This window comes from Paenibacillus amylolyticus (assembly GCF_036894225.1).
In the GTDB taxonomy this organism is placed as follows: Bacteria; Bacillota; Bacilli; order Paenibacillales; family Paenibacillaceae; genus Paenibacillus; species Paenibacillus amylolyticus.
This window is the reverse complement of sequence record NZ_CP145892.1, coordinates 4288852-4314527: the sequence shown is the minus strand read 5'-3', so window position 1 is coordinate 4314527 and position 25676 is coordinate 4288852. Positions and strand designations below refer to the sequence as shown.

Annotated in this window: 28 protein-coding genes; all 28 read left to right on the top strand. The window is 46.9% G+C overall.

Translation table 11 applies throughout. The features are described from left to right. Positions 1-89 precede the first annotated feature (89 nt). The 28 genes from V6668_RS19105 to trpA all read left to right on the top strand — a co-directional run bounded on the left by V6668_RS19105 (position 90) and on the right by trpA (position 25663). Positions 90-365 carry a stage VI sporulation protein F gene (locus tag V6668_RS19105; RefSeq protein ID WP_076317428.1) on the top strand — a complete coding sequence of 92 codons (276 nt, stop codon included), beginning with the start codon at positions 90-92 and terminating at the stop codon, positions 363-365. A 173-nt stretch (positions 366-538) separates the two neighbouring features. Beyond that, entirely contained in the window at positions 539-718 is a 180-nt protein-coding gene (locus tag V6668_RS19100) for a DUF2768 family protein (RefSeq protein ID WP_017687688.1), read from the top strand. Between the two features lie 83 nt (positions 719-801). Beyond that, on the top strand, positions 802-1419 hold the full coding sequence (locus V6668_RS19095) for a hypothetical protein (protein ID WP_338706451.1): 618 nt from the start codon (positions 802-804) through the stop codon (positions 1417-1419). A gap of 17 nt (positions 1420-1436) precedes the next feature. Beyond that, positions 1437-1787 (top strand): 2Fe-2S iron-sulfur cluster-binding protein, encoded by a 351-nt coding sequence (locus V6668_RS19090; protein ID WP_036607701.1) that lies wholly within the window; start codon positions 1437-1439, stop codon positions 1785-1787. A 46-nt stretch (positions 1788-1833) separates the two neighbouring features. Then, a complete protein-coding gene (locus V6668_RS19085) occupies positions 1834-2613 on the top strand; it encodes a hypothetical protein (RefSeq protein WP_338706450.1) in 780 nt (259 codons plus the stop codon). Positions 2614-3067: 454 nt separating this feature from the next. Next, positions 3068-4546 (top strand): stage IV sporulation protein A, encoded by a 1479-nt coding sequence (spoIVA, locus tag V6668_RS19080; protein ID WP_017687692.1) that lies wholly within the window; start codon positions 3068-3070, stop codon positions 4544-4546. A 216-nt stretch (positions 4547-4762) separates the two neighbouring features. Beyond that, positions 4763-5860 (top strand): sugar ABC transporter substrate-binding protein, encoded by a 1098-nt coding sequence (locus V6668_RS19075; RefSeq protein WP_338706449.1) that lies wholly within the window; start codon positions 4763-4765, stop codon positions 5858-5860. Positions 5861-5972: 112 nt separating this feature from the next. Then, complete coding sequence (locus V6668_RS19070) at positions 5973-7490, top strand: sugar ABC transporter ATP-binding protein (protein WP_338706448.1); 1518 nt, start codon at positions 5973-5975, stop codon at positions 7488-7490. Beyond that, entirely contained in the window at positions 7487-8473 is a 987-nt protein-coding gene (locus tag V6668_RS19065) for an ABC transporter permease (protein ID WP_338706447.1), read from the top strand. Before V6668_RS19070 ends, V6668_RS19065 begins: the two co-directional genes overlap by 4 nt. Before the next feature lie 217 nt (positions 8474-8690). Further along, positions 8691-8963: an HU family DNA-binding protein gene (locus V6668_RS19060; RefSeq protein WP_024630670.1), complete on the top strand. Its 273-nt coding sequence runs from the start codon at positions 8691-8693 to the stop codon at positions 8961-8963. A 169-nt stretch (positions 8964-9132) separates the two neighbouring features. Then, positions 9133-9354: a trp RNA-binding attenuation protein MtrB gene (gene mtrB / locus V6668_RS19055; protein WP_017687697.1), complete on the top strand. Its 222-nt coding sequence runs from the start codon at positions 9133-9135 to the stop codon at positions 9352-9354. A 121-nt stretch (positions 9355-9475) separates the two neighbouring features. Further along, complete coding sequence (locus tag V6668_RS19050; RefSeq protein ID WP_017687698.1) at positions 9476-10027, top strand: hypothetical protein; 552 nt, start codon at positions 9476-9478, stop codon at positions 10025-10027. A 101-nt stretch (positions 10028-10128) separates the two neighbouring features. Then, the gene (locus tag V6668_RS19045) at positions 10129-10992 is read left to right on the top strand and encodes a heptaprenyl diphosphate synthase component 1 (protein ID WP_338706446.1); all 864 of its coding nucleotides are present in this window, start codon (positions 10129-10131) and stop codon (positions 10990-10992) included. A gap of 15 nt (positions 10993-11007) precedes the next feature. Beyond that, the gene (locus V6668_RS19040; protein ID WP_036607690.1) at positions 11008-11736 is read left to right on the top strand and encodes a demethylmenaquinone methyltransferase; all 729 of its coding nucleotides are present in this window, start codon (positions 11008-11010) and stop codon (positions 11734-11736) included. Further along, positions 11729-12595, top strand: a complete 867-nt coding sequence (locus V6668_RS19035) for a UbiA-like polyprenyltransferase (RefSeq protein ID WP_036607688.1) — start codon at positions 11729-11731, stop codon at positions 12593-12595. The genes V6668_RS19040 and V6668_RS19035 overlap by 8 nt, the downstream gene beginning before the upstream one ends. Then, the gene (locus tag V6668_RS19030; protein WP_338706445.1) at positions 12596-13216 is read left to right on the top strand and encodes a flavin prenyltransferase UbiX; all 621 of its coding nucleotides are present in this window, start codon (positions 12596-12598) and stop codon (positions 13214-13216) included. A gap of 343 nt (positions 13217-13559) precedes the next feature. Then, on the top strand, positions 13560-14534 hold the full coding sequence (locus tag V6668_RS19025; RefSeq protein WP_017687703.1) for a polyprenyl synthetase family protein: 975 nt from the start codon (positions 13560-13562) through the stop codon (positions 14532-14534). A gap of 154 nt (positions 14535-14688) precedes the next feature. Continuing rightward, the gene (gene ndk, locus V6668_RS19020; protein WP_017687704.1) at positions 14689-15132 is read left to right on the top strand and encodes a nucleoside-diphosphate kinase; all 444 of its coding nucleotides are present in this window, start codon (positions 14689-14691) and stop codon (positions 15130-15132) included. Positions 15133-15157: 25 nt separating this feature from the next. After that, positions 15158-15952, top strand: a complete 795-nt coding sequence (locus V6668_RS19015) for a CheR family methyltransferase (RefSeq protein ID WP_047843560.1) — start codon at positions 15158-15160, stop codon at positions 15950-15952. 178 nt (positions 15953-16130) lie between these two features. Continuing rightward, positions 16131-17300: a chorismate synthase gene (aroC, locus tag V6668_RS19010; RefSeq protein ID WP_017687707.1), complete on the top strand. Its 1170-nt coding sequence runs from the start codon at positions 16131-16133 to the stop codon at positions 17298-17300. A gap of 1 nt (position 17301) precedes the next feature. Then, on the top strand, positions 17302-18396 hold the full coding sequence (gene aroB / locus V6668_RS19005) for a 3-dehydroquinate synthase (RefSeq protein WP_036607679.1): 1095 nt from the start codon (positions 17302-17304) through the stop codon (positions 18394-18396). 5 nt (positions 18397-18401) lie between these two features. Beyond that, entirely contained in the window at positions 18402-18779 is a 378-nt protein-coding gene (aroH, locus tag V6668_RS19000; protein WP_036607677.1) for a chorismate mutase, read from the top strand. 692 nt (positions 18780-19471) lie between these two features. Continuing rightward, complete coding sequence (gene trpE / locus V6668_RS18995) at positions 19472-21040, top strand: anthranilate synthase component I (protein ID WP_036607674.1); 1569 nt, start codon at positions 19472-19474, stop codon at positions 21038-21040. Positions 21041-21108: 68 nt separating this feature from the next. Beyond that, the gene (trpD, locus tag V6668_RS18990) at positions 21109-22149 is read left to right on the top strand and encodes an anthranilate phosphoribosyltransferase (RefSeq protein WP_338708975.1); all 1041 of its coding nucleotides are present in this window, start codon (positions 21109-21111) and stop codon (positions 22147-22149) included. Next, positions 22139-22927 (top strand): indole-3-glycerol phosphate synthase TrpC, encoded by a 789-nt coding sequence (gene trpC, locus V6668_RS18985; RefSeq protein WP_338706444.1) that lies wholly within the window; start codon positions 22139-22141, stop codon positions 22925-22927. Before trpD ends, trpC begins: the two co-directional genes overlap by 11 nt. 35 nt (positions 22928-22962) lie before the next feature. After that, complete coding sequence (locus V6668_RS18980) at positions 22963-23664, top strand: phosphoribosylanthranilate isomerase (protein ID WP_338706443.1); 702 nt, start codon at positions 22963-22965, stop codon at positions 23662-23664. Next, a complete protein-coding gene (gene trpB, locus V6668_RS18975; RefSeq protein ID WP_338706442.1) occupies positions 23661-24860 on the top strand; it encodes a tryptophan synthase subunit beta in 1200 nt (399 codons plus the stop codon). Before V6668_RS18980 ends, trpB begins: the two co-directional genes overlap by 4 nt. After that, positions 24857-25663, top strand: coding sequence for a tryptophan synthase subunit alpha (gene trpA / locus V6668_RS18970; RefSeq protein WP_338706441.1), 807 nt, complete (start codon positions 24857-24859; stop codon positions 25661-25663). Before trpB ends, trpA begins: the two co-directional genes overlap by 4 nt. Positions 25664-25676 lie beyond the last annotated feature (13 nt).

The window sequence follows — 25676 nt, the reverse complement described above, 5'->3', positions numbered from 1 at the left end:
AACGTACCTTGTGAAATAAGAAGCTTATTCACCTTTTCTGTAGCAGACTCATACTATACACATGAGTATTGCCGGAGGAGGGGAGACGAATGGGTAACAACATTTCCAAAGATGCACTGAATGCAATCAACAAGAAAACGGGTAAAACGATAACGGAAGGTGCCGTTAAGAAATTGGCAAGCACGGTGAAACCAACGACGATTCAGAATGAAGTTCAGTTGCGCCAATTGATCAAACAAGTATCCGCCATGGCGAAAGTTCCGGTATCTGAGGATACGGTTAAGGATATTGTGAGTGCGGTCAAGAAAAGCGGATTGAATCCGAGCAGTATGGAATCGTTAATGAAAATGATGATGAAAAAATAATAGATCACACCTGCTTGTGCAGGTGATCCAGTAAGACAAAAAGACGAGTCGGCTTCTGCCGGCTTGCTTTTTTGTCTTTTTTTTGGAAAGTTGAGCTGAATTTCGTGTTATAATGGTTGCAATTGTCACAGTGTCAGTGATGAATAATGGACTGAAGGGGAGACTGCTGGATTATGAGCGCAATGGACAAGATGTGGCTGTCATTGGTGGCCATCCTCATTATGGGACTATCTGTATTCCTGATTACGTTTGCTCGTGCCAAAACAAAAGGTATTGTACGGGGGATTCTTTCTCTGATTGCATTTTTGATTATGCTGATTGGCTTTTTCGGTGGAATCGCTTCTCTGACCTGATTTCCCATGCCTGAAAGATAACATCCGCATAAGCACATCATAAGAACTGACACAATGAACACGGATGAGGGGAGTGTGAGCCTATGGGGCCGCATGATACGGAGGGTCGGACAGAGCGTTATCCGGAATTACACGCGGCTTTGCTGGAAACGGCCAAAGCCTGGAACACACAGCCACAGACATGGTTACTTGGAGGAAGTTGTGGGTTGCTGCTTCAAGGGGTGGAGTTGCAACAGGCTCCGAGAGATATTGATATCTATGCGGATGTTGCTGCTGCTAAAGAACTTCACCGTAGCGCTCCGGGGGGAATGCTTGACGAGCCTACAGTGGATAAGACAGGACCGTATGCTTCTCTGCTGAGCCACTATCAGGTGGGTGAATGTGCGCTGGAACTGGTTGGTGGTTTCGAAATATGGGCTCGCAAAAGTTGGTACCGTATTGAGATTGAACATGTACTTGCTCCGCATGCACCAGTAGCACAAGTGGGTTCATATAGCCTGCGACTGATGCCGCTTGCGCATGAGCTTTTGTTTAATCTGCTACGAGGTCGTGAAGATCGTTATGTCCCCATTGCGAAACAGATGCGCGAGCAGCCAGATGCACATCAACCTATAATGATGCTTTTAAGTCAACAGAATGTCTGGACAAACCGCTTCAGAGCCGAAGTGGAAGAGCTTGTTGGCTTTACATGGCCCCAGTAGGTTGAGGGAGGAAAATGATGGACTATAAAGTTACTTTTTTACCTATGAACAAATCGATAGCGCTCAAACCAGGGGCAACACTTCTGCATGCAGCACGACGTGCTGGAGTCAAGATTACGACCCGATGTGATGGTAAAGCGGCTTGCCTGATGTGCAAAGTGAACGTGGATGAAGAACATCGGACGGAACTGTATCCACCAACAGATGCAGAAAAGCGCAAGCTGGGTTCACTGTTGGAAGCAGGTACACGACTGTCCTGTCAGGCCAAGGTGTGTGGATCTCTATCGGTTCATGTTCCAGAGGACCCGCTGAAGGCAGCCATTCGGAAACAACTGGAACGTCAACAACAGGAAGACGACTGGTTCTGAGTGTTATAACATTGATTCTCTAATGAGTTATTCAAGGAGGACACGAATGATTAGTAACAAGCCAAAATGTGTGGAAGGAAGCGGATGGCAGCGTCTGAAACATCAGACGGGCGGTCTGCTGTTATTCCTGTTGTTTGCTTTTACAGCAAGTGGTTGTATGTATCCATCCCAGAGCAATTCAGACCCTAAGATAGCCTATCGGGAAAGCGTGAGCCGCATCCAGAGTGCGGTCGAGGCATTTCAGCAAGATGAGGGAATTTTGCCAATCATTAATGCAGATATGGAAACGCCAAAATATGAAAAGTTCAGAGTGGATCTGCCCAAGTTGAAACAACTGGGGTATCTGGATGAAATACCAGGGACTGCTTTTGAAAGTGGTGGGAGCGCTTACTTCCTTATTCAGGACGAAGAAGTGAATCCGACCATTAAAGTGATGGATCTTCTGACCGTACAGAAAGTAAATGATGTACAGCGAATGGTTAATCAATATAAGTCCGTACATAACAATAAGCTACCAAGCGGGGAAGAACTGTATCCGGGGTTATATGCTGTGGATATGGAGCAGGCTGCTCAGGCAGGGAGTCCTTCCATTACGCTGAATAGTGTATATTCAGGTCAGGCGTTACCTTTTATGATGGATGCCGAAGGCAAGGTCTATGTAGATTATGCTTTTGACATTATGCAAGCAGTGGAAAAGTCTGACGTGTCTCCAGCAGAGACTGAAGATGTTCGGGATTTGCTGGTGGAACACTCCTACTTCGTACCTGTAAAATCGGTTTTCTACGCTTGGAAAAATAATGCGCCGGTTGCCCAGCCCATAAAATAAGCATGGTTGCAATTCAAATGATTTAGCTGTATGACCACCATGGCTATAATGGTTCAATAAGAGATATTCCAAATAAGGGATATCTCTTTTTTCTTTTGTCAGTATGAGCAATAACCGTCATAAAAGCTTCGCGGATCACATAAAGTAGATTGAAATAAAGACGCGCAGTCCGAGATCGGGGGATTCTCCTAATGTCATCACCTTAAGATAAAAAAACAAAAATACGCGTCATATTGCCGCATACGGATACATAAGATGATACTAGTCCAATTGCATGTACGAGTTAACGCCGCTCTCGCCGGTTTCATCAGAATGCAACGTTCGGCGGCGGACGACTTCCGGGCACTCACAAAGGCGGCTCTACCGTTGCAGGGATTTCAGTCTTCTGATTGAAAAAACGAAGCGGATGCTCTTTAGCATTTTTCCTTCGGAGTAATTTAGGGAGGGGATTTCATTGGAGAAAGTGGACATTTTTAAGGACATAGCTGAGCGGACCGGAGGGGATATTTATCTCGGGGTTGTCGGCGCAGTCCGGACGGGAAAATCAACATTTATTAAACGATTCATGGAAACGATCGTATTGCCTAACATCGCAAGCGAGGCTGATCGTGCCCGTGCAGTGGATGAACTTCCACAAAGTGCAGCAGGCAAAACCATCATGACAACCGAGCCAAAATTTGTACCGAATAACGCAGTCCAGATCAAGGTGGCCGAAGGGCTGGATGTCAATGTACGTTTGGTGGATTGTGTGGGTTACGCAGTGGAAGGAGCCAAGGGATACGAGGATGAGAATGGTCCACGCATGATCTCCACGCCTTGGTTCGAGGAACCAATTCCGTTCCAGGAAGCCGCCGAGATTGGTACTCGCAAAGTCATTCAGGAGCATTCCACACTGGGTGTTGTGGTAACAACAGACGGCACAATCGCCGAAATTGCCCGCAGTTCCTATGTGGAATCCGAAGAACGAGTCATTGCGGAATTAAAAGAAGTGGGTAAACCGTTTGTCCTGGTCATCAACTCTACTCGTCCTCGCAGTGAAGAAGCCCTGCAATTGCGCAGTGAGCTTGCTGCCAAATACGACATTCCAGTTATGACACTCAGTGCAGCGACCATGACGGAAGATGATGTGACGGGTGTACTTCGTGAAGTGCTCTATGAGTTCCCTGTGCATGAAGTGAATGTAAACTTGCCGAGCTGGGTTATGGTGCTGAACGAGACTCACTGGCTGCGCAGCAACTATGAAAATTCCGTACGGGATACCGTTAAGGATATTCGCAGACTTCGCGACGTGGATCGAGTTGTTGCTCAGTTCATGGAATATGAATTCATTGATCGCGCAGGCCTGAGTGGCATGAATATGGGGCAGGGTGTAGCCGAAATTGACCTGTATGCGCCAGATGAATTATATGATCAGATTCTCGTGGAAGTGGTCGGAATTGAAATTCGTGGCAAGGATCATCTGCTGCAATTGATGCAGGAATTCTCGCATGCGAAGAGAGAATATGACCGCTTCGCAGAAGCGCTGGAGATGGTCAAAACGACCGGATACGGCATTGCTGCTCCATCTCTCGCCGAGATGGCTCTGGATGAACCTGAGCTCATTCGTCAGGGCACCAAATTTGGCGTACGTCTGAAAGCAACGGCACCGTCCATTCACATGATCCGGGTCGATGTGGAATCGGAGTTCGCTCCAATCATCGGCACGGAGAAACAGAGTGAGGAACTGGTGAGATACCTGATGCAGGACTTCGAGAACGACCCGATCAAGGTATGGGATTCAGACATGTTTGGTCGTTCACTGCACTCCATTGTGCGAGAAGGTATCCAGGGCAAGATTGCCATGATGCCGGATAATGCAAGATACAAATTGCAAGAGACGCTGGGAAGAATCATTAACGAAGGTTCAGGTGGCTTGATCGCTATCATTCTGTAAGACATCAAAAGACCGTAAGGGGCATCCCCTCGCGGTCTTTTTTACTTGATTTCTTTATTTTGGATGAAATGGATAGGAAGAATAGTACTTTCGAAAAAACTTAGCGAGTTTTAGCTTTAAATTGCTAAAACCCATTTACATACTAGGGATTAGCCGTTATATTAATATTCAACTATTGTGATCGAGATCACAGAGAGTGGACAGGGGGATACAGAGATGAAAAGAAAAGAGACAAAATGGCTATGGTTGAGTGTGTTATTAGTATTTACATTGGCGCTGTCCGCTTGCGGAATCAAAAAAGAACCGGCAGCCACTCCAGCTTCGGGTGCATCAGATGATACACCAAAAACGGAAGCAGTTACAGGTCCTCTAAGCGGCAAACGGATTGCACTTATTATGGAATTCAATACAGGTACTTTCTCGCAGCAATATGTACAAGGTGTAAAAGAAGAAATCGAAAAATTCGGTGGAGAACTGACAACGTTTGTTGCCGATAATGACAAGGCAAAGATGGTATCCTTGCTTGATAGCGCTATTAACCAGAAATTTGATGCCATTCTCACGGATCATGGGGATTCCCTATTAGAGCCAGGCGTGAAGAAGGCAGTAGAACAGAATATTCCAGTGGTCGTGTTTGACGCAGCTATCAGTGTTCCAGGAGCTACTGTCCTGTCGCAGGATGACCAGAAGATGGCTGAACTGACACTGGAGCAAATGAAAAAAGATATCAATGGACAAGGTAATATTGTCAAAGTATGGGTAGCTGGTTTCGCACCGATGGAACGCCGTCAGATTGCATACGGTGAATTCATGAAAGCAAATCCGGACATCAAGGAAATAGCTACATTTGGTTCTGCACAGAATCCGGCGCTGGATACACAAGCCAAAATGGAAGCTATTCTCAAGCAGTATCCAAAAGGTGAGATTACAGCTGTATGGACTGCATGGGACGAGTTCGCCAAAGGTGCAGCGCGTGCGATTCAACAAGCTGGACGTGATGAGATCAAAGTGTATGGTATTGATATGAGTGATGAGGACCTGCAAATGATTCAGGATCCGAAAAATCCTTGGGTAGCTTCAGCTGCTGTTGATCCAACGGATATTGGTCGCGTCCAGGTACGTTATGCTTATCAGAAACTGAACGGGGACGAGACGGAAGATGCAGTTGTCCTTAACCCGGTCTATGTTCAACGTGAAGCTTTGCCAGATAAACAAATCTCCACTTCGGAACTGTCAGAGTTCGTTGAAGGTTGGGGTGGTAGCACACAAGGAATCAAGGACTGGATGAGTGAATACGGAATTACTGTTAAATAAGTAGCGTATGGGAAGCGCGCCGCAAGGCGCGCTTTTTCTACCATAATGAAGATGAGCGAGTCTGGATGAGAAATGGGATACTCCCGTATGGGAACGATTGGAGGTTAACATCATGAGCACTGCACCGATACTGCTTCAAATGGAACATATCCACAAGCAGTTTTCAGGTATTCCTGCACTGAAGGATGTGGATTTCTCTGTAAAAGGTGGGGAGATTCATGCGCTGCTGGGTGCCAATGGTGCCGGTAAAAGCACGTTAATGAAAATTTTGTCTGGTGCCTATCCATTGGATCAGGGGACGATTCAATTGAGTGGACAAGCGCTTCATTTAAGTTCTCCGGGAGACGCAAAGGCAAGTGGGATTCACTGTGTCTATCAGGAAGTGGATGCGGCACTGGTGCCACAGCTGACGGCTGCGGAGAACATCATGCTGGATCAGTTGGCTTCATCTGCTGGAGGTTGGTGGAAAAGTCCACGGAAGCTGAAACAGCGTGCTGTTGAGGCGTTAAAGCAATTAGGGGCGGACATATCCGTTCACCAAAAAGTGGCCGATCTGACGCTTGCAGAAAAACAGATGATTTTGCTGGCACGGATTTTGATTCAGGATGCCAAGGTGATCATTTTTGACGAACCGACTGCACCGCTGAGTCAGGAAGAAACGGATGCATTTTTCCGAATTGTTCATCTCTTGAAGGAGCGGGGTGTTGCCTGTATTTTCATTACCCATCGTCTTGCTGAAGTGACGGGTCACTGTGATCGCGTTACGGTTATGAGAGATGGGCAACACGTATTTACCAGTGAAGCAAAGGGACTGACGATCAACGATTTGGTTACACAGATGCTGGGCAAACCATTCGAAGAAGAGTTTCCGAAGACGGAAGCACCCGTGGGAGAGCTGTTATTGGAGGCACGTGGGCTTCGTCGTGGAGTGAAGGTTAAAGGTGTTAACCTCTCTGTACGCCGAGGTGAAGTCCTCGCTGTGGTGGGTCTGGTAGGCGCGGGTAAAACAGAAAGCTCTCGTTTGCTGATTGGTGCAGATCGGCTGGAGGGAGGCGAGATCCGGCTTAACAACCGTAATCTCCGTCTGTCTCAGCCTGCGGATGCGGCGGCTCTGGGGATTGTTTCTGTACCGGAGGAGCGACGTAAACAAGGAATCCTGATTCAGGAGAACGTGGAACGGAATTTAAGTCTACCTTTGCTAAGCCGTCTTAGTACATTAGGTTTCGTAAGCCGCAAGCGGGAACGTCTGAATGCAGAGTCATTGGTGAAACAGCTTGGAATTAAAACATCGTCCGTGAAACAGGAAGTGAAATATCTAAGCGGTGGTAACCAGCAAAAGGTAGCCATTGGTAAATGGCTTAATGCGGATGCGGATGTATTTATATTTGATGAGCCAACCAAAGGCGTAGATATTGGGGCAAAAAGTGACATTTTCCGCATCATTAATGAACTGGCTTTGGCGGGCAAGGGTGTAATCTATTTCACCTGTGAACTGGATGAAGGCATGGGAATTGGTGACCGAATCGCTGTCATGTGCGAAGGTGTTATCGTAAAAGAGTTCAAACGAGGCGAGACTAACCAAGAACAGCTGCTATACTATGCAAGCGGTGGACAAGAGGTGCAATCATGAAGGATAAATCACTGGATTTTGCGTTCCGTTACGGGGCGATTATTGTCATCATAGGTGTTATCGCATTTTTCGGCATTAAATTGCCTTATTTCTTTACGTACAGTAACTTGACCGATATTTTGGGCTCGATCTCTATCGTTACTTTTGTAGCGATCGGTGTTACGTTATCTCTCATTGTTGATGGATTTGATCTCTCGGTTGGGGCGACAGTCTCATTAACTACCGTCGTTACTGCTTCGTTAATGATTTGGTATCAACAACCACTGGCGATCGTCATTATCGTGCCACTGATTATCGGGGCTGTTATTGGTTTATTGAACGCTTTGCTGATCGTAAAATTGCGTATTCCGGATTTGCTCGCAACCCTTGCCACGATGTACATCATCGGAGGTATTCACAAAACGTATGCACAGGGATATACCATTTACAATCACATGCAGTTCCCTGATGGGAGCAAAGCTGCGGGAGAGATGGACCCGACATTCCTGCTTATAGGGCAGGGTAAATGGCTTGGTATGCCGATATCGGTTATCATGCTACTTATTGCGGTAATAGGTGTGCATATCTTTTTGACGTATACGAAATATGGGCGCCAGATGTACATTACAGGTGGTAATGAGGAAGCTGCACGGTTGTCTGGAATCAAGGTGAAAAAGGTGCGTACACTCGCCTATGTAGCCTCTGGAGTGTTTGCAGCAATCGGGGGGATCATCTATGCTTCCAAAGTAGGATCTGGGCAAATTGATGCGGGATCACCGTTGTTAATGGAATCCGTAGCTGCAGTATTTGTCGGTTTCTCTGTGTTTGGTGCGGGTAAACCAAATGTCATTGGAACCTTCATTGGTTCGGTTCTGATTGGTGTACTTGTGAACGGTTTAACGATGATGAACGTACAGTATTTCACACATGATATTGTAAAAGGTGGGGTTCTCGTGCTTGCCCTGGCGGTTACATTTTACGTCTTAAACCGCAACCGGACTTGAAATTGTGGGCTGTCTGTATTAGTATGAAATTTGTTCGGCGTCTGAAATGCCCGTGGTTTCAGACGACATTCTGCCGAAAATGACTGTTGACCGCAGGCGGAGATTTGTGTTCAGCGCTCAAGATGTACGTAGATTTTTTGCGTATGAACGTATATTTCGCTATAAAACGGAAACACAGTATAACATTCAGGACATTGATACAGGAGGTGAAAAACAAATGAACAAATCAGACTTGATTACACACGTATCTGAAGCGACTGAATTGTCCAAGAAAGATGTAACGAAAGCGGTTGATGCCGTATTCGAAGCAATCTCTGAGGCTCTTCAAAGCGGAGATAAAGTACAATTGGTTGGTTTTGGGAACTTCGAAGTTCGCGAGCGCTCTGCACGTAAAGGACGCAACCCGCAAACAGGTGAAGAAATCGAAATTCCTGCGAGCAAAATTCCTGCATTCAAACCAGGTAAAGCGCTCAAAGACGGAATTAAATAAGATTTCTACATATTCCATATGTCGACAAAAAGACCGTGACTTGTTCACGGCCTTTTCTTTTGCCCTTTAACGATGATTCTTGCGGTTCATTCGTATAAGGCGCAGGTTGACAAATGAAACAATCTTAATCATCATTAACGCTATCGAACTAAAGAAGGGGACATGCGTGATGGATCATCCAACCGGCAATGATTATATTGTAATTAAGGCAGAGGAAAATGGTGTCCAGGTGATCGGATTAACCCGAGGTCAGGATACACGTTTTCACCACACCGAGAAATTGGACAAGGGTGAAGTGATGTTTGCCCAATTTACCACCCATACTTCAGCTATTAAAATCCGGGGCAAAGCCACGCTGATTACCAAGCATGGACAGATTGAATCGGAGTAATGGACAGATTGAATACATTCAAATGAAGATTGCAGGCATAGCCTGCTTTTTTTCATTGTACAATGAGGTATGAGCCTTTACCGGACAGACTACACTAACAGGTAAAGGCAGGGAGGCGTATATGAAACCGCGGATGATTGTTACTGCTTCAATGCTGGCAACGGTTGCGGCGGTCTTTCTGCTTGTTGCGATACAAACCTTACATATGCGTACATGGGGCGGGGACAACGTACAGCCTGCCTCTGCATCACATCATCCAGTTCAGCTAACGAATGACAATCTGGTTGATGTGCTAAGTTCCATGCAACTATCAACTCCCATTGCAAGAGTGGAATGGAAGCAGTCCATTTTGAGACTGGACCTCAAAGTTAAAGGAACGGGTACAAGTTACACTGAAATCTATGAGAACATGGCAGCTGTGGCGGATCTTGGCTTTCGGAGTCTGGATAACGTGGATCAGGTGCTGTTGCGTGTGATGGCAGAAGATGAATGGATGCATAAACGACATCTGTTACTTGCTGCTGATATTCGGCGTGGAGAGTGGCCTCTGTATGCGATTGAAACATTACGGAACTGGAAAAGTGCGGCCTTTTCAGATGAATTGAAGGACTGGTTTCATTTGATGGAGACCGAACTCTGGAAGAAGCAATTCGAAATGACAAGTCAGGGGTAATAGAATAGCAGGATTCAGTGCGTGCCCGTTCAACATATGCTATAATATATAAGATTGTAGTGCAGAAAAGGTTTAACAATGTTAAGGCTCGGAGGCTGAGAATGAATTCATATCGCGTACCCCAACTAGCAAAGAAATATACGGATTACGACATGATTCGACAACATACGGAAATCCCATCATTTCCGGATAGCCGAGCACGTCTGTTGCAGGTATTTGTGGGCCGCACAGACGAAAAGGTGCATCAAGAGTTATATGCTCTTGCAACTTCGCTCGTTCAGTTGGCCATGGATACGCATGATCGAATCGATACCATTTCTGGTGAGCGGAAAGAGCAGGAGATGCGTTCACGTCAGTTGAATGTACTCGCCGGGGATTATTTAAGTAGCCGTTTTTATCAATTGCTTGCCCAAGCGGGCAGAATTGAAATGATTGGCAAACTCAGTGGTGCTGTATCCGGAGTGAACGCACGCAAGATGACGCTGTATGAACGGATGAAGAAGCTTCTCGTTTCGGCTGACGAATACTTGCGTGAAACGGTACAGCTGAGAATGCAGCTGTTTCTTTCATTTACAGGCATGATTCAACATAACGAAGAGTCTTTATGGAACAGCCTGTTGACCGAATTCAGCTCCTGCGAAACGATCGTGGAAGAACTGAAACGGATGAATGACGCAAAACAATATCTTCACAGCTATGCATATTGGCACATATACGAGCATGGTAATGACGATGAGCGCAATGTGTTGCGTCAGTCTGAATTGGATGCACGTGCATGGAACACTATGGTGCTGAAGCATAGGGTTGGCGAGGTTTTGCTGGACAAGCTTCGCGAGTGTACACACCGCATTCAACTGTTGTTGCAAGATGAGGAAGGGCGGATGGGCTTGCATGAGATATATGCAATTCTAGAGCCTTACTTGGCATATTTGCAGCCTTCACATGCGGCAGTAAGGGAAGATTGAGGGGGAGACAGACGAATGGGGAGCGGAGAGACCAAACCGAAAGAAGAATATGTCCATTCGGTTTTTCAGAGTATAGCCGGAAAATATGATGTCATGAATGATATCCTAAGTTTCCGCAGGCATAAGGCTTGGCGTAAATTCACCATGAAAAAGATGAATATGTCCAAAGGCGATACCGGTCTTGATTTGTGCTGCGGCACATGTGACTGGACGCTTGCTATGGCAGAGGCAAGTGAAACGGGGCACATGCACGGACTTGATTTCAGTAGCAACATGCTGGAGGTCGGCCAGACAAAGATCAATGCGGTGCAACGTCAAAAGCAGATTACCCTGACACAGGGAAATGCCATGTCACTTCCTTTTGAAGACAATTCGTTTGATTATGTGACGATCGGGTTTGGGTTGCGTAATGTACCTGATCTCAGACAAGTGTTGTCTGAAATGAAACGTGTGGTCAAACCGGGCGGTATGGTTGTGTGCCTGGAATTGTCCAAGCCAACATGGCAGCCGTTCAAAGGCATTTATTATTTTTATTTTGAGAAGGTTTTACCGAATCTTGCCAAAGTGTTTGCTAAAAGTTTTGAGCAGTACAAATGGTTGCCGGACTCACTGGCCATTTTCCCGGGAAGGCAGGAACTGGCAGACATTTTTGCAGAAACTGGATTACAACAAGTGCAGGCCTACCCTCTGACCGGAGGTATCGCGGCACTGCATATTGGAACCAAGGAGAATCAGCATGTTTAGGAAAATTCGCATCTTTTTAGAAATGATCAAGATTGAACACACGCTTTTTGCTTTACCTTTTGCATTTATGGGGGCGATCCTCGGCTCCATGGTAGTGAATGATACCTTCCCAAGCTGGATGCAGATCATGTGGGTATTGCTTGCGATGATCGGTGCACGTAGTGCGGCTTTTGGTTTGAACCGAATTATTGACCAAGCGATTGATAGCAAAAACCCGCGTACCGCGATGAGAGCCATCCCGGCAGGACTGTTGAAAAATGGGGAAGTTGTTATATTTGTCATTATCTCATTTATATTGTTATTCTGGGCCTCATCCAATCTTAATGTATTATCGATGCAGCTGTTACCTATTGCTGTGTTTATGTTGGTACTGTATTCGTACACCAAACGATTCACATGGTTATGTCACATTGTTCTCGGAATGACGATTGGTTTGGCACCACTTGGTGGCTGGGTAGCTGTAACAGGAACGATGGATTGGACAGCGATTGTGCTGTACGTTACGATTGTGTTCTGGACAGCGGGCTTTGATATTATCTATGCATGTCAGGATCTGGAATTCGATCAGGGTGAGGGTCTTCACTCCATACCTTCCCGTTTTGGCCTGGTTAAATCCTTGCAGATCGCTAAGTTCTTCCATGTGATTACTGCAATTGGTTTTCTTGCGTTATTGTTGATGACAGATCTGAGCTGGTGGTATGGCGCAGGCATGTTGGTGACGTATGGAATTCTGTTCTATCAACACTATATTGTATCGCCTAATGATATGAGCCGTGTTCAAACGGCGTTTTTTACCATGAACAGTTTGCTTAGTTTAATTGTATTTACGTTCACTCTGATTGATCTGGCGGTGAAATAAATGGTGCAGCAGCCGGACAATAAACGACTGGTTGTCGGAATTACCGGAGCGAGTGGCAGCATATATGGCATTCGATTAATTGAAACGCTGCTTGATTTGGAATATAACGTTCATCTGGTCATATCCAATGCAGGGTGGCGTGTACTGAAAGAAGAAATGGACTGGGATGTGACGAATCGGGACGCGGTGCTGGAAGAAAAATTCGGCAACCGTGCCGGTTCTCTGATCTATCATCCTGTGAGTGATATAGGGGCCTCAATTGCAAGTGGTTCTTATCTGGCCGACGGCATGGTTATCATGCCATGTTCGATGGGAACTCTTTCGTCCATCGCGCAGGGATCGTCGGATAATCTGATGTCTCGCGCAGCCGATGTTATGATGAAAGAGGGAAGAACATTGATCCTCGTACCACGTGAGACGCCTCTTCATGCAATCCATCTGGAGAACATGCTGAAGCTTTCTCGTCTTGGTGTACGAATGATACCGGCTATGCCTGCTTTTTATTACAAACCTCAGACTATGGATGAGTTGATTCTGTTTTTGGTGGGGAAAGTGCTGGATAGCTTGCGCATCCCACATCAACTGTTTACAAGATGGGGAGAACCGGATGAACGGGGATAACGACTGAGTTCGATACAAGGCTGTTTTTTGCCAAAGTGTTGCTCGGTTTATTTGTCCCCCGAATCCCGGGGTATTGGTGAGCACTGATGGTGAGTCTTCATGAACCACAGTCTTGACCCATGCTCCGGCAACTTCTGTATTTTGTTTCAGAACAAGTCGCAGAGTTTAATTTTCGGGTGTCGGCTATGACATTCGGAGAAGAAAAACACGTTAGATTACCTTATAGAACAACACAAGCAAGAACGGTAAGCCGGGTTTTTCGTAATGCCTGCAGGCCCGACTTGCTGGAGGGGAAGGTAAGCATGAATTTATGGACTGACAATACGCTGATACGGGTGAACGAATGAAACTATTGGATATTTTCGGGTTGTTAAAAAAGGACATGGATTACATTGAGAAAGAATTGTATCGCAGTGTTCGAGGAGAACAGAAGCTGCTGAGTGAAACGTCACTTCATTTGCTCAAAGCAGGAGGAAAACGGTTGCGGCCCGTTTTTGTGTTACTTGGTGGGAAATTTGGTACATACGACATTGAACGTCTGAAGCTGGTTGCGGTTCCGCTGGAACTCATCCATTCGGCATCCCTCGTTCATGATGATGTCATTGATAATGCGGAGACACGCCGAGGCAAACCCACGGTGAAGTCAAAATGGGATAACCGGATTGCCATGTACACTGGAGACTATATCTACGGTAAGGCACTTGAAATGACTGCCGGATTATCCGATCCAGCGATTCATCGTATCCTTGCCAAAGCTATGGTACAGATGTCCATTGGTGAGATGGAGCAAATTCGCGACTTTTTCAATACGGGACAAAGTGTTCGTAACTATCTGCTGCGTATTCGCCGCAAAACAGCACTTCTGATTGCAGTTAGTTGTCAGTTAGGGGCATTGGCTACACGTGCGCCTGAGCATGTATCTTCCCTGCTGTATACGTACGGATACAATGTGGGGATGGCTTTCCAGATTCAAGATGATGTACTTGATCTGGTAGGTACTGAGAAACAACTTGGCAAGCCACCTGGCAGTGACATGAAGCAAGGAAATATCACTCTTCCTGTACTTTATGCCTTGGAAGAATCCGATCTGCGGGAACCTTTGCTTAAGGAGATTTCCCGTGTCCAGCATGAAGAAGGACGGGCAAGTGCATCGGATGCAATTGGAATGATTCGACAAAGTCAAGGAATTGCTAAAGCTGAAGCCCTAGCTGACCGATATATGAAGAAAGCGCTCGATGCTCTCGATCAGCTACCTAACATCAAGACGACCAAAAACCTGCGTGATATCGCTCATTTTGTGGTTAAACGTACGCATTAAACAATGTATGACCTTCGACTCTCAGATTACTCATACCCAAAGTTGAACAGAACTGTGAGATTCCTCATTGGGAGGATTTGGACATGTATGTTACAATCAGAGGGATTGCGTTTACATAGTGATTAACTTTGAACCGTGAGTGAGGAGTGAGCTGATGGATCGTACATTTTTGATGGTGAAGCCGGATGGTGTGCAGCGTGGATTGATCGGTCGAATTATTAGCCGTCTGGAAGACAAAGGATTTAAGTTGGTGGCAGGCAAATTGGTGCAGATGTCTGAGGATCAGGCAAAACGCCATTATGCTGAACATGAGGGTAAACCATTTTTCGATGATCTGGTTCGTTTTATCACATCTGGGCCTGTATTTGCCATGGTGTGGGAAGGCGACGATATTGTGGCGCTTGCGCGCATCGTCATCGGAAAAACCAATGTGAAGGAAGCAGCTCCGGGTACCATTCGCGGAGACTTCGCCAGCCACACACCACATAATCTGATTCATGGGGCAGATTCACCGGAAAGTGCTTCCCGTGAAGCAGCAAATTTCTTTGCTTCAGATGAACTGGTGGTATACGACAAGAGCATCGCAGCCTGGTTGTAATTATTAGCCAAAAGGGTGATACACGATGCTGGAGCAAGAACAACTACTAGACCCGGATTACACCGGATTCATTCGTAAAATCAAAGAGAGCACAGGCATTGATCTTGCTCAATACAAGGAAGGCCAGATGAAAAGAAGGCTGACCACACTTCGCAACAAAAACGGGTTTCATACATTTTCTAACTTTTTTGAAGCTATGCAGAAGGATAAATCATTGTTTTACGAATTCCTTGATCGTATGACGATTAACGTGTCGGAATTCTGGCGTAATCCCAATCGTTGGGAAGTGCTGCGGGACGAGATCCTGCCTGAGCTGCTGGGGTCCAAGCGTCGTGCTAAAGTTTGGAGTGCGGCCTGTTCAACAGGTGAAGAACCTTATACACTTGCCATGATTCTGGACACGATGGGCATTTTGAAGGACAGCTCCATTACGGCAAGTGATCTGGATGAAGGTGCATTGGCCAAAGCCAAGGAAGGGCGTTATATGGAACGCTCGCTTAAGGATGTGCCAAAGGAAACGGCGAACCGTTACTTCAAGCAGGATGGCTTGGTATACCGTATTGATGAGCAACTCAAAAATTCGATCAAGTTCATGAAACAAAATTTGCTGGTGGACCGTTTTGACGATGGGTACGATCTGATTGTGTGCCGAAATGTCATGATCTATTTTACCGAGGAAGCCAAAAACCTGTTGTATCACAAATTTGCAGCAAGTTTGCGTCCAGGCGGTATTTTGTTTGTGGGTAGTACGGAGCAGATCTTCTCCCCGGGACAATATGGTCTGGAGACAGCAGAGACATTCTTCTATCGGAAAAAATAATGATAATGGTTGTTCAGCCGTCTGAAGCACATGTACATGTGTTCAGGCGGTTATTTGTATACCAAGTACAAGAAAGCGCCGACTTTCTTGTCAAAGCCGGTCAGCTATACTATAATAAGCAAAGAAATTATGGGATTTTAGCAATGTGAAGTTTAACAGTTTAAAGGGGGAACGTATTATGAGTTTACGCTATTTAACCGCAGGGGAGACGCACGGACCCCAATTGACCGCTATTATTGAAGGATTGCCAAGTAATTTGACGATTGATTTTGAAGAACTGAATTTCCAGCTTCACCGCCGCCAAAAGGGATATGGCCGTGGACGCCGGATGCAGATTGAGAAGGATCAGGCGAATTTCGTTGGTGGTATCCGTCACGGATATACAACAGGTGCTCCGGTAGCGCTGGTTGTTCAAAATAACGACTGGAAACATTGGCAGAATATTATGAATATTGAGCCGATTGAAGGCAGTGACGAAGAGAAACGTCGCGTTCATCGTCCACGTCCCGGACACGCTGATCTGAACGGTGGACTCAAGTATAATCTTAAAGACTTGCGTAACGTACTGGAGCGCTCCAGTGCACGTGAGACAACGGTACGTGTGGCATGTGGTGCCATTGCACGTCAATTCCTGGCTGAATTCGGAATCAAAGTAGCTGGACGTGTACTTCGCATTGGAGAGATCGAAGCTCCATATCAGGACCTTCCGATTGATGAACTGATCGCAGTGACAGAAGCTTCCTCTGTACGTGTTACGGATGCTGAGACAGAGAAGAAGATGGAAGCCTACATCGACCAGATTAAACAAGAAGGCGATTCCATCGGAGGAATAGTGGAATGTATCGTTGAAGGTGTACCTATTGGTCTTGGTAGTTATGTTCAATACGATCGCAAACTGGATGCACGAATCGCTCAAGGCGTAATGTCCATTAATGCATTCAAAGGTGTAGAGATTGGTATCGGATTCGAAGCCGGAGTTATTCGGGGATCACAGGTGCATGATGAAATCATGCATACGGATGAACGCGGCTACCACCGGGCAACCAACCGTCTGGGTGGATTCGAAGGTGGTATGACAAACGGTATGCCAGTCGTTGTACGTGGTGTGATGAAGCCGATCCCAACGTTGTATAAGCCACTGCAAAGTGTCGATATCGATACAAAAGAAGCATTTACGGCTCAGGTTGAGCGCTCGGACGCTTGTGCTGTACCAGCAGCGAGTGTGGTTATGGAGCATGTTGTAGCGTGGGAAATTGCCAAAGCATTCCTGGAGAAATTCGGCGGGGATTCCATGGAAGAGATCCGTGCTAATGTTGCTAGTTATAACGCTCAACTGGAGAATTACTAATATGCGTCAGCTGACGGTACAGTTGGAGGAACGCTCATATCCGATTCTGATTGGCAGCGGTCTATTGGCACAAGCCCCTCAATATTTTGAGCAATATGGGTTGACCAAAAAAAGTCCGTTACTCATCATTACAGATGAAAATGTGGCTCCCAAATACTTGTCAGGTTTGGAGCAAACGCTGCGTACGGCTGGTTATACAGTCGTATCGGCGGTTGTACCCTCTGGTGAAACATCGAAATCCCTTTCGGTGTACCAGGATATGATGACCGTTGCGATCGAAGGCAAACTGGATCGGAGTTCTGCGATTCTGGCCTTAGGTGGTGGTGTCGTAGGTGATCTGGCTGGTTTTGTTGCCGCTACATATATGCGTGGAATCAAGTTTGTTCAAGTACCTACAACGATTTTGGCGCATGACAGCAGTGTAGGCGGCAAGGTGGCTGTCAATCATCCGCTGGCCAAAAATATGATTGGTGCATTCCACCAGCCCGAGCTAGTGCTCTATGATGTGGACACACTTCAATCCTTGCCGCCACGAGATGTATCGGCAGGGTTGTCAGAGATGCTGAAGCACGGGCTGATCCGTGATGAGGCTTTTGCACATTGGTGTGAGGAACATGCGGAAGAACTGCTTGCGCTTAATCCGGAAGCACTTGGATACGGCTTGGAACGTGGATGTGGCATTAAGGCGGAGATTGTATCCAGAGACGAACGTGAAAATGGAGAACGTGCGTTGTTGAACCTGGGACATACGATTGGTCATGCCATTGAAGCGATTGCCGGTTATGGAGAATTTCTGCACGGAGAAGCGATCTCGATCGGTATGGCTGGATCAGCATTGCTTGGTGAGAAGCTTGGTGCGCCAGCAGGGCTCTATGAAGATACGGTCCGCATGTTGCGTTCACTTCGCCTTCCAACAACGATGCCTGCGCATCTCGACACGGATGCATTAATGGAAGCGATGATGCATGACAAAAAGTTCCGTGAAGGTCATATGGTGTTTATCATTCCTGATCGGATTGGGGCTGCAAGAATTGTGAAGGACGTACCTGTGTCGGCAGTTCGGGACGTCATTGAAATGCTCAGGAAGGGAGAATAACAGCGATGGTCACACGGGGAATTCGCGGGGCTACAACAGTCACGCAGAACAACGAAGAACAGATTTTGAAGGAAACGGCAGTATTGTTGCAGGAGATCGTGGATCGCAATGAGATCCAACCGGAAGATATCTGCAGTGTGTGGATTACGTTAACTGGGGATCTGGATGCTGCTTTCCCGGCAAAAGCTATTCGCCAACTGGATGGCTGGGAACTCGTACCACTAATGTGTGCACTGGAGGTTCCTGTTAAAGGTGCCTTGGCGCAGTGCATTCGTTTCATGGTGCATGTCAATACAAACAAAGCTCAGAATGAAATCAACCATGTGTATCTGAACGGTGCACAGGCATTACGTCCGGATTTGGCAACACCTTCTGGTTCTTAAGTAGTGGGTTGTCAAACCGATCATAATGATGTATAGTGAGAACCAGTTGAGTAGAGTAGAGATTGAGCTGAGAGCAGCTGAGCTAGTGGAGTATATAGCAGAGTCCAGTGGGTGGTAACCGGGGCAACAGAAACCGGTCAACTGATTCACGGTACGTCGTGCTACGGAATAGGTAACAGGAACAGGGAAAACAAACGTGTCATAGGACATCTTTTGTTTTGATATATTTTGGTACAAACACAATCAATGCACTTTCCTATATTTTACGTAATATTGGAATGAGTAGTTGAAGTGTTATAACTGATATATTTTTCCGAATTGGATGATGTGAGATGCATCAATTCAGCGACCTGTGAATAATCCGACAGCGAAGTATAGGGACTTGTTATTTATGAAGCATCACCCTGTTAAATACAGCTTATAACCAAACCTCTACCTGATGGTAGAGGTTTTTTTGTACATTTAATTGTTTCTTCTCCCCCTATAAGTTCAACTAAACTTTTACACAAAAACGAAGAGGACAGAAATAACGTGAAGAAGCGAAGCGTGCGCCTTTATCACCGGTTTTTCCCTTTAGAAAGGGAATCAAAAAAATCTGGGGATAACAGCGATCGGAAGGTTGTTCTGTCATCGGAGTGCTCAGTGTAAACCTCTTTAGTTGAACTTACCTAAATCTGAAAGGACGTGATCTAATGATAACGCCAAACGTTAATCAAGTACTGAAAATGTCGAATGAGTATAATCTGATTCCGGTAGTCAAACGGATTCTGGCAGATATGGAGACTCCGATTCGAATATTCCGCCGTTATGCTGACAACGACCGGGCATTCCTGTTGGAAAGTGTAGAGGGGGGAATCCAATGGGCGAGATACTCGTTCATCGGTACAGATCCGTTCCTGATGATTTCGGCCAAGAAGGGCCGGATTGTTGTAGAAGAAGCAGGGAAAACTCGTGAATTGCCAGGCAAACCGATTGAAGAACTGAAAGCACTGCTGCGTAAGTATCGCAGTCCAAAAGATGATGAACTGCCACCATTCACAGGTGGGGCAATTGGTTTCTTCGGATATGATCTGCTGTCCTATTATGAGAAACTTCCAGCTCACGCGCTGGATGACCTGAATATGGATGACATTCGCTTTATGTTCTGTGACCAGATTATCGTGTTTGACCATGTGAAGCAGCAGATGCTGCTCGTTGGGAATGTACACGTCAAGGACGGTGCAACGGATGACGAGATACGTCAAGCGTATGCAGTGACTTCGGAGAAGCTGGAGCAGGCCGCAGAACGTTTGCAACAGCAAGGACCAGGGGAGAACCTGAATCCGCGTTCCATTCCGGGAGACGTGGAACTGGGGGATATTCGCTCCAACCTCACGAAGGAGCAATTTATCGGTAATGTAGAGCAAGCCAAAGATTACATTCGCGCAGGTGATATTTTTCAAGTGGTATTATCCCAGCGTTTCCACATTGATACGGAAGTTTCTCCGCTTCACGTGTATCGTGTGCTTCGGACCCTGAATCCATCACCTTATATGTACTACCTCAAAATGGATGATGAGATTATCGTGGGTACTTCGCCTGAAGCGCTGGTCAAGGTGGACGGGAATCGTGTGGAGACACGACCGATTGCAGGTACACGTCCAAGGGGGGCAACAGAAGCGGAAGATCGTGCACTCGCTGCTGATCTGCTCCAGGATGAGAAGGAACGCGCGGAGCATCTGATGCTGGTTGATCTGGGGCGTAACGATCTGGGCCGGGTATCCAGCTTCGGCAGTGTGAAGTGTGACATGTTCATGGAGATTGAACGGTATTCTCACGTTATGCACATGGTATCCAACGTTACGGGCGAGCTTAGAGAAGACAAGGATTTCTTCGATGCGTTTCTCTCATGCTTGCCAGCGGGTACCGTATCCGGAGCACCGAAACTGCGTGCAATGGAGATTATCGCGGAACTGGAGAAAGAGGCACGTGGTGCTTATGCCGGAGCAATCGGATACCTGGGTTTCTCAGGTAACATGGACTCCTGTATTACGATCCGTACGATTATTTTCAAAAAAGGAAAAGCATATGTACAGGCCGGAGCGGGTATCGTATGGGATTCTGTGCCTGAGAATGAATATGAGGAAACGGTTAACAAAGCTAAAGCATTGCTCAAGGCGATTCGAACAGCAGAAGCAATGTTTCCTGCCAAAGAAAAGGACAGCACGTTGAGACTGGCGAATGCAGACTATTTTGTCACACCAGCGGCCGCTAAGAACTGAGAGAGGAGAGACCGGAGATGAACATAAACCCAATAATGAATGAGAACCCTGTAACCCCTATTTCTGAGATTACTCGTGAGGAAGGCGTGAAAAATGGCCTGGCGAAGATTCTAGAGGGCAGCCATCTGGAGCAAGCCGAAGCAAGAGATTTGATGTACTCGATCATGAGAGGTGAGGCAACGCCGGCTCAAATCGGAGGTTTGCTGATGGCGCTACGGATGAAGGGTGAAACGGTAGATGAGATCACCGGTTTTGCTGAAGCCATGCGTGGTCAGGGCGGACGAATTCTAACGGATGGTAGCGGCTTGCTGGACACGTGTGGAACAGGTGGATCGGGTATTCACAAATTCAACATTTCCACAGCATCCGCCATCATTGCTTCGGCCGTCTCGGTTCGGGTCGCCAAACATGGCAACCGTTCAGCTTCAGGTAAAGCGGGTAGTGCAGATGTATTAGAGGCACTGGGTGTAAATATCCATCTGAACGGTGAGCAGGCCAGACAATGTCTGGATGATATCGGAATCTGCTTCTGTTTTGCCCAGGTATATCACCCTTCCATGCGACATGCGGCAGGACCTAGAAAAGAGCTGGGGGTTCGTACCATTTTCAATATGCTCGGACCGTTAACGAATCCTGCGGGAGCAGATCGCCAATTGCTTGGCCTGTATGATCGTTCCCGGACGCCGATGATTGCTGAAGTACTGAATCGTCTTGGTCTCAAAAGAGCGTTGGTTGTGGCCAGCCATGATGGTCTGGATGAAATCAGTATCTCGGCACCAACTCAGGTGTCTGAACTTCGCAATGGTGAAGTGCACACCTATGATATTGATCCACGTGATATGGGTTTGTCTTTGCATCCGCTTGAAGCGGTACTTGGAGGAGATGCGACACAGAATGCCGAAATTATTAAGAGGATCTTCCAGGGTGAGCAGAGTGCCTACCGCGATGTCGTTCTGTTGAACGCCGGAGCGTGCATCTATGTATCCGGTCTTGCAGATAGCATTGCTGAAGGGGTGACACTTGCCGCAGAAGCGGTAGATTCGGGCAAAGCTGCCGGGAAGCTTGAACAGTTAATTCATACAACGGAGGCGTATAGTCATGTATCTTGATCGAATCGTTGCAACCAAACATAAAGAAGTTGAAGTTCTTGCACAGACATTTCGCATGGATGAAGCTATCCAAAAAATCGAACAACTACCCGTAACCCGGGGGTTTGAACATGCACTATCAAGCGGACGCAATCGCAAACTCGGCCTTATTGCTGAAGTGAAGAAGGCTTCGCCGTCCAAAGGGTTGATCCGTCCGGATTTTCATCCGGTAGAGATTGCTGTTGCTTATGAGCGAGCGGGTGCAGACTGCATCTCCGTATTAACAGATGTGTCGTATTTTCAAGGGAGCAATGAGTACTTGCAGGCGATTCATCAAGCGGTGAACATTCCGCTATTGCGCAAGGATTTTATTATAGATGAACGACAGATTGCCGAGGCAAGATTACTGGGTGCGGATGCGATACTGCTGATTGCCAGCATTCTGACACCTGAACAGATTCGTCAATATCTGGAATTCGCCAAAAGTTTGGGGCTGGATGCCTTGATTGAAGTCCATGATCGAACAGAACTGGAGCAGGTATTGGAGATTCCGCAGGCAACACTTGTGGGCATCAACAATCGTAATTTGAAAACATTCGAAACCAGTCTGAACACGACACTGGATTTGATGGAATTGATTCCAAGTGGCGTTACCTTGATTAGCGAAAGTGGTATTGACGGACCAGAATCAACAGTACCTCTGATCCAGGCCGGTGTTCATGGTATTCTCGTAGGTGAGCATCTCATGCGCAAGGATGATGTCGAGGCGGCTGTATATGATCTGATGGGGCCCAAATGATGAATACTTCCATACACGATGGCACAGGCGACAGTATGTCAGAACTGAGAAACCCGCTGCCAGCGGCCGTAAAAATATGTGGACTTCAGGACGTTGAAGTGCTAAAATCGATGATAAACTTGCCTGTGGATTACATTGGTGTTGTTTTTGCCAAATCACGCCGCCGAATCGAACCCGAGCAGGCTGCTGCATTAAGAACGGTGTTGTTCGAATGGTCTACCTATGATCGGCCGAAGCTTGCGGGTGTATTTGTGAATCCTACGCTCGAAGAACTGGAACACATTATGGACATTGCTCAGCTGGATGTTATTCAACTGCATGGACAGGAGACTGCGGAATTTTGCCAGCAGGTGAAGCAGCGGTGGAATGCCAAAGTGTTCAAAGTTTTTTCTTTTCCCAAAGATGAAACGGGACCGGAAGCTGATGATGCAGCCATAAGGGCTCTTGATACTTATGATAAATTCGTGGATGCGATATTGCTTGATACCCATGATCCTCTATATGGAGGGGGCTCCGGGAAAACGTTTGCCTGGGAGCGAATCCCTGCCTATGCTGAATGGGCAAAAAGTCGCGAAATTGATCTGTTCGTTGCAGGAGGTTTGCAGCCGGACAATGTACAACAACTAATACAGACATATGCACCTTTCGGCGTCGATGTATCCAGCGGCGTGGAGACTGAAGGTGTGAAGGATATTGCCAAAATTACAGCATTCGTAGAAAGGGTGAAGCAGGCATGACACATCAATTGCCGGATCAACACGGGCGTTTCGGTCACTTCGGAGGCCGCTTTGTACCTGAGACACTAATGAACGCACTTATTGAGTTGGAGGAGGCATACAGCCACTTCTCTGAAGATGAGGAATTTAACAAGGAACTGAACTATCTGCTAAGCGAGTATTCTGGACGTGAAACGCCATTGTATCATGCAGAGCAATTGTCACGCCGATTGGGCGGACCGAAAATTTATCTGAAACGTGAAGATCTCAATCATACAGGCGCGCACAAAATTAATAACGCCATTGGACAAGGTTTGCTTGCCAAACGGATGGGCAAAAAGAAAGTTATTGCCGAAACGGGTGCAGGTCAACATGGCGTTGCGACCGCAACCGTAGCCGCATTGCTTGGACTGGAATGCAAAGTATTTATGGGCGAAGAAGATACAGAGCGTCAGCAGTTAAACGTATTTCGGATGAAGCTGCTCGGAGCAGAAGTGATTCCGGTGACGTCCGGAACACGGACACTGAAGGATGCTGGTAATGAAGCGCTTCGCTACTGGGTCAGCAATGTGGAGGATACGTTCTATGTGCTCGGATCAGTGGTTGGTCCTCATCCATATCCGATGATGGTGCGGAATTTCCAACGTGTGATTGGTGATGAGACCCGTCGTCAGATTCAGGAGATCGAAGGGCGTTTGCCGGATGTAATTGTAGCCGCTGTTGGTGGAGGAAGTAATGCGATCGGTATGTTCTATCCATTTATCGGTGATCAGGATGTGAAGCTTGTTGGTGTTGAAGCCGCAGGCAAAGGGGTCGAAACCGAGTATCACGCTGCAACGATGACCAAAGGCACGCATGGTGTATTCCAGGGATCTATGAGTTACCTGTTGCAGGATGAGTATGGACAGGTTCAGCCAGCGCATTCCATCTCGGCCGGACTTGATTATCCGGGTGTTGGTCCGGAGCATTCCTATCTCAAGGATATTGAACGGGCAAAATATGTACCGATCACGGATCAGGAAGCACTGGATGCCCTGCAACTCCTATGTCGGACGGAGGGAATCATTCCTGCTCTGGAGTCTGCACATGCGGTTGCCCAAGTTGTCAAACTGGCGTCTGAACTCACAGCAAATGATATTGTAGTCATTTGTCTGTCGGGACGTGGAGACAAGGATGTTGAATCGATCATGAAATACACGGGAGGTGACTTGGGATGAATCTGATGGACCAGACCTTCCAGCAATTGAAGGAACAGAATCGTACGGCACTTATTCCATTTTTAACCGTGGGAGACCCGGATGTGGACACAACGATTGATATCATCAAGGAGCTTGAACAGGCTGGAGCGGATATTTTGGAACTGGGTGTTCCCTATTCCGATCCGCTTGCAGATGGCCCAGTCATTCAGCGCGCTTCCGAACGTGCGCTGAAAAGCCAGATTACCATTCGTACTGTGATGGAAACCGCTGCAAAAGCTCGTAAGGCAGGTGTGAAACTGCCGTTTGTACTGTTCACCTATTATAATCCGGTATTGCAGACAGGCCTGGATGTATTCTTTGATGAATTGGTCAAACACGATATTAGTGGCATGATCATTCCGGACCTGCCGATTGAGGAAGCGGAAGAGATGCGAGAACGCTCAAATCGTGCTGGTGTGCATCTGGTGCCGCTTGTTGCACCTACATCTAATGCCCGGATTGAGCGGATTGTAACGGGCGCGAGGGGCTTTATCTATTGTGTATCATCCCTTGGGGTAACCGGAGAGAGAGCTTCTTTCTTTGATGGCGTAGAGAGCTTTATTGAGACGGTGAAAAGTCTGACAGACCTCCCTGTAGCGGTAGGTTTTGGTATCTCCAGTCATGAGCAGGTGGCACATTTCTCCCGCATCTGCGATGGCGTTGTTGTAGGTAGTGCCATTGTTCGTCAGGTGGAAGATGCGATTCCTCTGCTTGAAAATCCGGATACGCGTGCAGCGGGACTGTTGCAAATTCGCAACTTTGTGGCACAATTAAAGGGATAGAGATGTCCTGAAA

Bases quoted from the DNA above. Each gene is read 5' to 3' on its own strand.
- V6668_RS19015 (WP_047843560.1), top strand. From the start codon at position 15,158: ATGCTGGAGCAAGAACAACTACTAGACCCGGATTACACCGGATTCATT.
- V6668_RS19050 (WP_017687698.1), top strand. From the start codon at position 9,476: ATGAAACCGCGGATGATTGTTACTGCTTCAATGCTGGCAACGGTTGCG.
- V6668_RS19075 (WP_338706449.1), top strand. From the start codon at position 4,763: ATGAAAAGAAAAGAGACAAAATGGCTATGGTTGAGTGTGTTATTAGTA.
- aroC (WP_017687707.1), top strand. From the start codon at position 16,131: ATGAGTTTACGCTATTTAACCGCAGGGGAGACGCACGGACCCCAATTG.
- V6668_RS19065 (WP_338706447.1), top strand. From the start codon at position 7,487: ATGAAGGATAAATCACTGGATTTTGCGTTCCGTTACGGGGCGATTATT.
- V6668_RS18980 (WP_338706443.1), top strand. From the start codon at position 22,963: ATGTCAGAACTGAGAAACCCGCTGCCAGCGGCCGTAAAAATATGTGGA.
- V6668_RS19090 (WP_036607701.1), top strand. From the start codon at position 1,437: ATGGACTATAAAGTTACTTTTTTACCTATGAACAAATCGATAGCGCTC.
- trpC (WP_338706444.1), top strand. From the start codon at position 22,139: ATGTATCTTGATCGAATCGTTGCAACCAAACATAAAGAAGTTGAAGTT.
- V6668_RS19095 (WP_338706451.1), top strand. From the start codon at position 802: ATGGGGCCGCATGATACGGAGGGTCGGACAGAGCGTTATCCGGAATTA.
- V6668_RS19070 (WP_338706448.1), top strand. From the start codon at position 5,973: ATGAGCACTGCACCGATACTGCTTCAAATGGAACATATCCACAAGCAG.
- V6668_RS19045 (WP_338706446.1), top strand. From the start codon at position 10,129: ATGAATTCATATCGCGTACCCCAACTAGCAAAGAAATATACGGATTAC.
- trpE (WP_036607674.1), top strand. From the start codon at position 19,472: ATGATAACGCCAAACGTTAATCAAGTACTGAAAATGTCGAATGAGTAT.
- V6668_RS19035 (WP_036607688.1), top strand. From the start codon at position 11,729: ATGTTTAGGAAAATTCGCATCTTTTTAGAAATGATCAAGATTGAACAC.
- V6668_RS19100 (WP_017687688.1), top strand. From the start codon at position 539: ATGAGCGCAATGGACAAGATGTGGCTGTCATTGGTGGCCATCCTCATT.
- V6668_RS19040 (WP_036607690.1), top strand. From the start codon at position 11,008: ATGGGGAGCGGAGAGACCAAACCGAAAGAAGAATATGTCCATTCGGTT.
- V6668_RS19105 (WP_076317428.1), top strand. From the start codon at position 90: ATGGGTAACAACATTTCCAAAGATGCACTGAATGCAATCAACAAGAAA.
- trpA (WP_338706441.1), top strand. From the start codon at position 24,857: ATGAATCTGATGGACCAGACCTTCCAGCAATTGAAGGAACAGAATCGT.
- V6668_RS19060 (WP_024630670.1), top strand. From the start codon at position 8,691: ATGAACAAATCAGACTTGATTACACACGTATCTGAAGCGACTGAATTG.
- V6668_RS19085 (WP_338706450.1), top strand. From the start codon at position 1,834: ATGATTAGTAACAAGCCAAAATGTGTGGAAGGAAGCGGATGGCAGCGT.
- V6668_RS19025 (WP_017687703.1), top strand. From the start codon at position 13,560: ATGAAACTATTGGATATTTTCGGGTTGTTAAAAAAGGACATGGATTAC.
- aroB (WP_036607679.1), top strand. From the start codon at position 17,302: ATGCGTCAGCTGACGGTACAGTTGGAGGAACGCTCATATCCGATTCTG.
- trpB (WP_338706442.1), top strand. From the start codon at position 23,661: ATGACACATCAATTGCCGGATCAACACGGGCGTTTCGGTCACTTCGGA.
- aroH (WP_036607677.1), top strand. From the start codon at position 18,402: ATGGTCACACGGGGAATTCGCGGGGCTACAACAGTCACGCAGAACAAC.
- ndk (WP_017687704.1), top strand. From the start codon at position 14,689: ATGGATCGTACATTTTTGATGGTGAAGCCGGATGGTGTGCAGCGTGGA.
- V6668_RS19030 (WP_338706445.1), top strand. From the start codon at position 12,596: ATGGTGCAGCAGCCGGACAATAAACGACTGGTTGTCGGAATTACCGGA.
- mtrB (WP_017687697.1), top strand. From the start codon at position 9,133: ATGGATCATCCAACCGGCAATGATTATATTGTAATTAAGGCAGAGGAA.